General features: G+C 69.0%; 6 protein-coding genes and 1 pseudogene. 6 read left to right on the forward strand and 1 reads right to left on the reverse strand.

Annotated features, from left to right (window positions below; genetic code table 11):
- On the reverse strand, window positions 1-1,592 hold a 1,592-nt coding region (locus tag JWP28_RS19715), incomplete at its 3' end, for a glycoside hydrolase family 3 protein (RefSeq protein WP_299545560.1).
- Window positions 1,593-1,753: 161 nt separating this feature from the next.
- On the opposite strand from JWP28_RS19715, the gene JWP28_RS19720 reads away from it, so the two are divergent.
- The 6 genes and pseudogenes from JWP28_RS19720 to JWP28_RS19745 form a co-directional block, all read left to right on the forward strand.
- Complete coding sequence (locus JWP28_RS19720) at window positions 1,754-3,055, forward strand: sugar MFS transporter (protein WP_299545561.1); 1,302 nt, start codon at window positions 1,754-1,756, stop codon at window positions 3,053-3,055.
- 61 nt (window positions 3,056-3,116) lie between these two features.
- Complete coding sequence (locus JWP28_RS19725) at window positions 3,117-3,572, forward strand: hypothetical protein (protein WP_299545562.1); 456 nt, start codon at window positions 3,117-3,119, stop codon at window positions 3,570-3,572.
- A 172-nt stretch (window positions 3,573-3,744) separates the two neighbouring features.
- Complete coding sequence (locus tag JWP28_RS19730) at window positions 3,745-4,677, forward strand: cation diffusion facilitator family transporter (protein WP_299545563.1); 933 nt, start codon at window positions 3,745-3,747, stop codon at window positions 4,675-4,677.
- Window positions 4,678-4,794: 117 nt separating this feature from the next.
- Window positions 4,795-5,874, forward strand: coding sequence for a pyrimidine utilization protein A (rutA, locus tag JWP28_RS19735; RefSeq protein ID WP_299545564.1), 1,080 nt, complete (start codon window positions 4,795-4,797; stop codon window positions 5,872-5,874).
- A gap of 63 nt (window positions 5,875-5,937) precedes the next feature.
- On the forward strand, window positions 5,938-6,663 hold the full coding sequence (rutB, locus tag JWP28_RS19740; RefSeq protein WP_299545565.1) for a pyrimidine utilization protein B: 726 nt from the start codon (window positions 5,938-5,940) through the stop codon (window positions 6,661-6,663).
- 12 nt (window positions 6,664-6,675) lie between these two features.
- Window positions 6,676-6,814: pseudogene (locus JWP28_RS19745) on the forward strand (pyrimidine utilization protein C); the annotation flags it as partial.

The following is a 6,814-nucleotide window of genomic DNA, read 5'->3' on the forward strand; positions in this document are numbered from 1 at the left end:
CCGCGCGCGCCGGGATACCAGGCCTCCAGGATGGCGCCAGCCTGGGCGCGCCAGGGCATCAGCACCGGACCGGCGGTCTCCAGCACCACCACGGTCTTCGGGTTCGCCGCCGCCACGGCGGCGATCAACGCGTCCTGGGCGCCGTCGAGCTTCATGGCGATGTCCATGCCCTCGGTCGACCACTGGGTCGCGAACAGCACGACCACGTCGGCGGACTTGCCGAGCGCCGCGGCTGCGGCAGGATCGGCGCCGTCGTTGAAGGTCATCTCGGCCTTCGCCGCGCGCGCCTTGATCGCCGCCAACGGCGCCGACGGATGGTAGACCTCCCCGCCGCCCCAGGCAGGCGCGCCCTTCGGCTTCGGGAAGGCGGCGGAGCCTAGCGGGATCACCTGCGAGGAGCCGCCGCCGGAGATCACGCCCACGTCGGCGTGGCCGCCGATCACCACGATGCGCCGGGCGCCCGCGGCCAGCGGCAGCAGGCCCTTGCTGTTCTTGAGCAGCACGATCCCCTGCTCGGCGGCATGCCCGGCCACCGCGGAATCGGCGGCGGTGTCGAGGCCGCCCGGCTGCAGCGGATGGTCAACCAGGCCGGCCGCGAACAGGCTGCGCAGGTAGCGATGGGTCATCTCGCGGACGCGTGTGGCCGGGACCTCGCCGGACTGCACCGCCTCCGTCAGCGGCGCGTCGAAGTAGACCTTCTTGTCGAGCTGCTGCCCCGATTCCTGGTCGAGGCCGGCCTTGGCCGCGGCCACGCCGTGCACCGCCCCCCAGTCCGACATCACCCAGCCCGGCCAATGCCAGTCGGTCCGCAGGACGTCGGTGAGCAGGAACGGATTCTCGCAGGCATAGGTCCCGCCCACCCGGTTGTAGGCGCACATCACCGAGCCCGGCTGGCCGGTCTCGATGGCGATCTCGAAGGCCAGCAGATCGCTTTCGCGGAACGCCGCCTCGTCGATCTCGGCGCTCAGCACCATCCGGCCGGTCTCCTGGTCGTTGATGGCGAAGTGCTTGATGGTGGAGACGATGTGGTTCGACTGGATGCCCTTGATCGCCTGGCCGGCCAGGGTTCCGGCCAGCAGCGGATCCTCGCCCAGGTACTCGAAATTCCGGCCGTTGCGCGGGTCGCGCAGCAGGTTGACGCCACCGGCCAGGAGCACGTTGAAGCCCTTCTGTCGGGCCTGCTTGCCGATCATCGCCCCGCTCGCGAACGCAGTCTTCGGGTCCCACGCAGCGGCCAGCGCCACGCCCGAGGGCAGCGGCGTCGCGTCGTCGTCCTTGCGTCCGGCATTGGCCACCCCGAGGCTGGCGTCGCTCTCGGTGATCGCCGGAATGCCCAGGCGCGGCAGGCCCGGCACATAGCCGGCGGACTGCACGACGCCAGGCGGGCGCTTGCCCATGAAGGTCGGGAACTGGCCGTGCAGCAGGGCGATCTGCTCGTCGAGGCTCATCTTGTCGATGACCAGGTCGGCGCGGCGGTCGGGGCTGAGCTTGGGGTTCGTCCAGGGCTGGGCCCCAATGGCCTTTGGACCGGCTTTTGGGCCGGCCGACTGCGCCAGTCCCGGCAGCGCCAGCGCCAAGGCCGCCGCGCACACGCCAACCTTCAGTCTACGCCCCACAGCCGCACCCTCCCGATTTTCTCGTTGCACGAGTCCTACCTCAAGGCGCGTCGTCGGACAGCACCCGAATTGACGCCGTACGCGACGCCTGCAAGCGTGGTCGCCAACGGCCCGACAGCGGCCGGTCGGAGACGCCCATGGTGCAGCCCGCCGCCGCGACCCCCGTCCACGACAGCGGAGCCGGCGTCTCGTCCGCCGCCTGGCTCGTCGTGCTGGTGGTCAGCCTGTTTTTCATCTGGGGCGGCATCACCAGCCTCAACGACATCCTGATCCCCAAGCTGAAGGGCCTGTTCCAGCTCAGCTATGCGCGGGCCATGCTGATCCAGTTCGCCTTCTTCACGGCCTATGCGGTGGTCTCGGTCCCGGCCGGCGCCTGGGTCGGGCGGCTGGGCTATGGGCGCGGGATCGTGACGGGCCTGGGGGTGGCGGCGGCTGGCTGCCTGCTGTTCGTGCCGGCGGCGATGACGGCCACCTACGGCCTCTTCCTGACCGCGCTCTTCGTGCTGGCCGCGGGGATCACCATCCTGCAGGTCGCCGCCAATCCGCTGATCGCCAACCTGGGGCCCGCCGCCACCTCGCACAGCCGCCTGACGCTCGCCCAGGCGTTCAATTCCCTCGGCACCACGATCATGCCCTACATCGGCGCGCGGCTGATCCTGGCCTCGATCAGCAAGGTCGATCCGGCCAAGCTGCCGCCTGCGGCCGTCCCCGCCTTCCGCGCGCAAGAGGCGGCGGTGATCGGGCGCAGCTATCTCGGCCTGGCGGTCGTCCTGGCGCTGATCGCGCTCGTGTTCTGGGCCTGCCGCAAGCGGCTGGGCGGGGCGGGCCCGGCGGCGAGGATGGAAGTCGGCGCGGGCCTGCTCACGCGGCCGAGGCTGGCCTTCGGGGTGGCGGCCATCTTCCTCTATGTCGGCGCCGAGGTGACCATCGGCAGCCTGCTGGTCAACTACCTGATGCAGCCCTCGACGCTCGGCCTCGACCAGCAATCGGCCGGCGAGCGGATCGCCCTCTACTGGGGCGGTGCGATGGTCGGACGGTTCGTCGGCGCCGGCCTGCTCAGGCTCATCTCGCCCGGCAAGGTGCTGGCCGGCGCGGCCATCGGGGCCGGCGGCCTGTGCCTGATCTCGGCGGCGACCACCGGCGGGATCGCCGGCTGGGCGCTGCTGGCGGTGGGTCTGATGAACTCGATCATGTTCCCGACCATCTTCAGCCTGGCGCTGGAGGGCCTGGGCGAGCGCACGCCGCAGGGTTCGGGCCTGCTCTGCATGGCCATCGTCGGCGGCGCCCTGGTGCCGGTGCTGGGCGGGGTGATCGCCGACCGGACCAGCCTGGCGGCCGCGCTGATCCTGCCCGCCGCCTGCTACGCGGCGATCGCGGGCTTCGGCTGGTTCGCGCGCCGCGCCGCGGGTCCGCTGGTCAGCGCGCCGGTCGCGACCTGAGGCTTGCGGCGCAAGCGCAACCGTAGGCACACTCGCCGCAATGAAAACGGGGAGGTTGCCTATGCGTAGAGTGTTCGTCGCCGCGGGTCTTACGGCCCTCATTGGCCTTGCCGCGTGCGATTCCAAGACTGAAGAGGCGGCCGCGCCGCCGCCGCCGCCGCCGAAATCCATGGCCCGGCCGCAGCAGATGTACGCAGGCCAGGAACAGGTCTCGAAGATCGACAGCGCGACCATCAAGGTGAGCGAGCCCGGCAGACTCGCCATGGACGCCACCGGCAGCGTCGGCATGGCCGGCTACAAGAACGCCGCCTTCCTGCCGCGCATCAACGCCGCGCCGCCAAAGGACGGGGTCTACGAGGTGGATGTGGTGGCCGACAGGCCCGCGGCGCCTGGCGCGGCGGTGGTGACGCCGATCGAGATCAGGAAGGCGTGGGCCCCCTATCCGGCCGATCACCTCAAGGGTGTGAAGTTCTTCGCCAAGACCAACTCCGTCGTCGCCATGCTGCCGGCGAGCTGAGCCGCCAGCGCCGAGGCCGCGGCTCCTCACGCGTTGACGCGCTGCGCCAGATCGCGGCGTGATCCCGGCTGGTGTCCCGATTCCGAAGTTCGCAATCGCCTGCGGCCGCCTTTGACGAACTTCGGAATCGATGAGGACACCAGCACGCTTGGAGCAAGGAGGTGGAGGTGCTGTGCGCATAGCCGAGGGCTCGACGCGGGTCGTCCTGGCCGCCCTGGCGGGGAACGGCGCCATCGCGCTGGCGAAGTTCGTCGCCGCGGGTCTCTCCGGCTCGACCGCCATGCTGACCGAGGCGATCCATTCGCTGGTCGATACCGGCGACCAGCTGTTCCTGCTGATCGGCCAGAAGCGCGGCAAGCGGCCGCCCGACGAGACCCACCCGCTGGGCTACGGCATGGAGACCTATTTCTGGTCGTTCGTGGTCGCCCTGATGGTGTTCGTGCTGGGTGGCGTGCTGTCGATCTACGAGGGCGTGCGCCACATCCTCGAGCCCGAGCCGGTGGTCTCGCCCTGGATCAGCCTCGGCGTGCTGGCCGTTGCCGCAGTGTTCGAAGGGGCCTCCTTCCGCCTCGGCTATCGCGAATACAAGCGCGTCGTGCGCGGCCGCCCGGTCCGCCTGTGGGAGTTCATCAGGATCTCCAAGGACCCCAGCCTGGTCTCCGTCCTGCTGGAGGATTCCGCGGCCCTGGTCGGCATCGTCCTCGCGGCCGCCGGCGTGATCGCCGCCAGCCTGTTCCACATCGCCTGGGCGGACGGGGCCGCTTCGGTGGCCATCGGCCTGTTGCTGTCCTGCGTGGCCTTCGTACTGGCCAACGAGACCCGCAGCCTGATCGCCGGCGAGTCGGTGGCGCCCATCGTCATGGATCGGCTCAAGGCGACGCTGGCCAACATCGACTGCATCATGCGCCTCGACGAGATCACCACCCTGCATCTCGGTCCCGGCGCGATCCTGGTGGCCCTGACACTCGACTTCCGGCCCAACTCTACGACCCAGCTGATCGACGCTGCGATCGTGGAGATCACCAAATGCCTGCAGGAGACGGACGGCCGCGTCGCCTATGTCTACGTGCGGCCGTCGCACAAGGAGCGAAAGGCGGCCGGATAGTCTGCCCGCGGTTCGGACATCGTAGCGGCCGGCGGCCCGGCCCGGCCTTCGGCGGCTTGCAAAAGCCGGCCAATTGCGCGCCTGATCGGCGTCCGCGCACCTCCTGAAGGGTCCCGCATGGACATCGGCGTCTTCATCCCCATCGGCAACAACGGCTGGCTCATCTCCGAGACCGCGCCGCAGTACATGCCGTCCTTCGCGCTCAACAAGGAGGTGGTGCAGAAGGCGGAGAAGTACGGCTTCGACTTTGCGCTCTCGATGATCAAGCTGCGCGGGTTCGGCGGGAAGACCCAGTTCTGGGAGCACAACCTGGAGAGCTTCACCCTGATGGCGGGCCTGGCCGCCGTCACCGACAGGATCAAGATCTTCGCCACCGCCGCGACGCTGACCCTGCCGCCCGCCATCGTGGCGCGCATGGCCTCCACCATAGATTCCATCGCGCCGGGCCGCTTCGGCATCAACCTGATCACCGGCTGGCAGAAAGCCGAGTACGACCAGATGGGCCTGTGGCCCGGCGAGAGCCACTACTCCGACCGCTACAGCTACCTCGCGGAGTACGCGACGGTGCTGAAGGAGCTGATGCAGACGGGCCGCAGCGACTTCAAGGGCAAGTATTTCGAGATGCACGACTGCCGGGTGAGCCCGCACCCGAAGGACGTGAAGATCATCTGCGCCGGCTCCAGCGACGAGGGCCTGGCCTTCACCGCTCAGTATGCGGACTATTCCTTCGCGCTCGGCAAGGGCACCAACACGCCCAGCGCCTTCGCCGGCGTGAACGCGCGGCTGGCCGCCGCGAGGGCCAAGACCGGACGCGACGTCGCCGCCTACATCCTTTTCATGATCATCGCCGATGAGACCGATGAGAAGGCCATGGCCAAGTGGCAGCTCTATCGCGACGGCGCCGACCAGGAGGCCCTTTCTTGGTTGACAAGCCAGGCGGCGCCCAATGCGGCGGCCGGCACGACCAACACCAACACCACCCAGCTCGCCGCGCCGGAGTCGGCGGTGAACCTGAACATGGGCACCCTGGTGGGGTCCTACGAAAGCGTCGCGCGCATGCTGGACGAGGTCGCGGCCGTACCGGACACCGCCGGCGTCCTGCTGGTCTTCGACGACTTCGTGCAGGGCGTCGAAGCCTTCGGGACCCGCATCCAGCCCAAGATGAAGAGCCGCGCCAATGTCCTCGCGACGGCCTAATTGCCCTTCTCCCCTTGTGGGAGAAGGTGGCCTGCGCAGCAGGTCGGATGAGGGGTCGCTCCCATGAATTCAACGTCCCGTCCCACAGTCCCGCGCGAAGGCGCCGTCACCCTGCCGGCGCGGCCGGAGAACCTGCCGATCAATCCGCGCGAGACGGCGCTGATCGTGGTCGACATGCAGAACGCCTACGCCTCGCCGGGCGGCTACCTCGACCTGGCCGGCTTCGACATCGAGGGCTCGGCCGGGGTGATCGACCGCATCGCGCTGGCGGTCGAGGCGGCGCGGAAGGCCGGGGTGATAGTGGTCTTCTTCCAGAACGGCTGGGATGCGGACTACGTCGAGGCCGGCGGCCCGGGCTCGCCCAACTGGTGGAAGTCGAATGCGCTGAAGACCATGCGCGAACGGCCGGAACTGGAAGGAACCCTGCTCGCCAAGGGGACCTGGGACTACGCCCTGGTCGACAAGCTCAAGCCCCGGCCCGGCGACATCGTCATCGAGAAGCCGCGCTATTCGGCCTTCTACAACACGGCCCTCGACTCCATGCTGCGGGCGCGGGGCATCAAGAATCTCGCCTTCTGCGGCATCGCCACCAACGTCTGTGTCGAGTCCACCCTGCGCGACGGCTTCTTCCTGGAATATTTCGGCGTGCTCCTGGAGGACGCCACCCACCAGGCGGGCCCGGCCTTCCTGCAGGAGGCCTCCGTCTACAACGTCGAGAAGTTTTTCGGCTGGGTGTCCAACACCGCCGACTTCTGCGGGACCATCGGCCAAGCGCCCCCCGGATCATAAGGAACTGCAAGCATGCCCAAGACTGTCGTCCTGCCGCCCGGGACCCAGAAGCCCATCGCGCCTTTCTCGCCCGGAACCCTGGCCGACGGCGTGGTCTATGTCTCCGGCACGCTGGCCTTCGACAAGGACAACAACGTCGCCCACGTCGGTG

This window comes from Phenylobacterium sp., from assembly GCF_028290885.1.
Classification (GTDB): domain Bacteria; phylum Pseudomonadota; class Alphaproteobacteria; order Caulobacterales; family Caulobacteraceae; genus Phenylobacterium.

Excerpts from the sequence above, each read along its gene's own strand:
- JWP28_RS19720 (WP_299545561.1), top strand. The coding sequence starts at position 1,754 with ATGGTGCAGCCCGCCGCCGCGACCCCCGTCCACGACAGCGGAGCCGGC.
- rutA (WP_299545564.1), top strand. The coding sequence starts at position 4,795 with ATGGACATCGGCGTCTTCATCCCCATCGGCAACAACGGCTGGCTCATC.
- JWP28_RS19725 (WP_299545562.1), top strand. The coding sequence starts at position 3,117 with ATGCGTAGAGTGTTCGTCGCCGCGGGTCTTACGGCCCTCATTGGCCTT.
- rutB (WP_299545565.1), top strand. The coding sequence starts at position 5,938 with ATGAATTCAACGTCCCGTCCCACAGTCCCGCGCGAAGGCGCCGTCACC.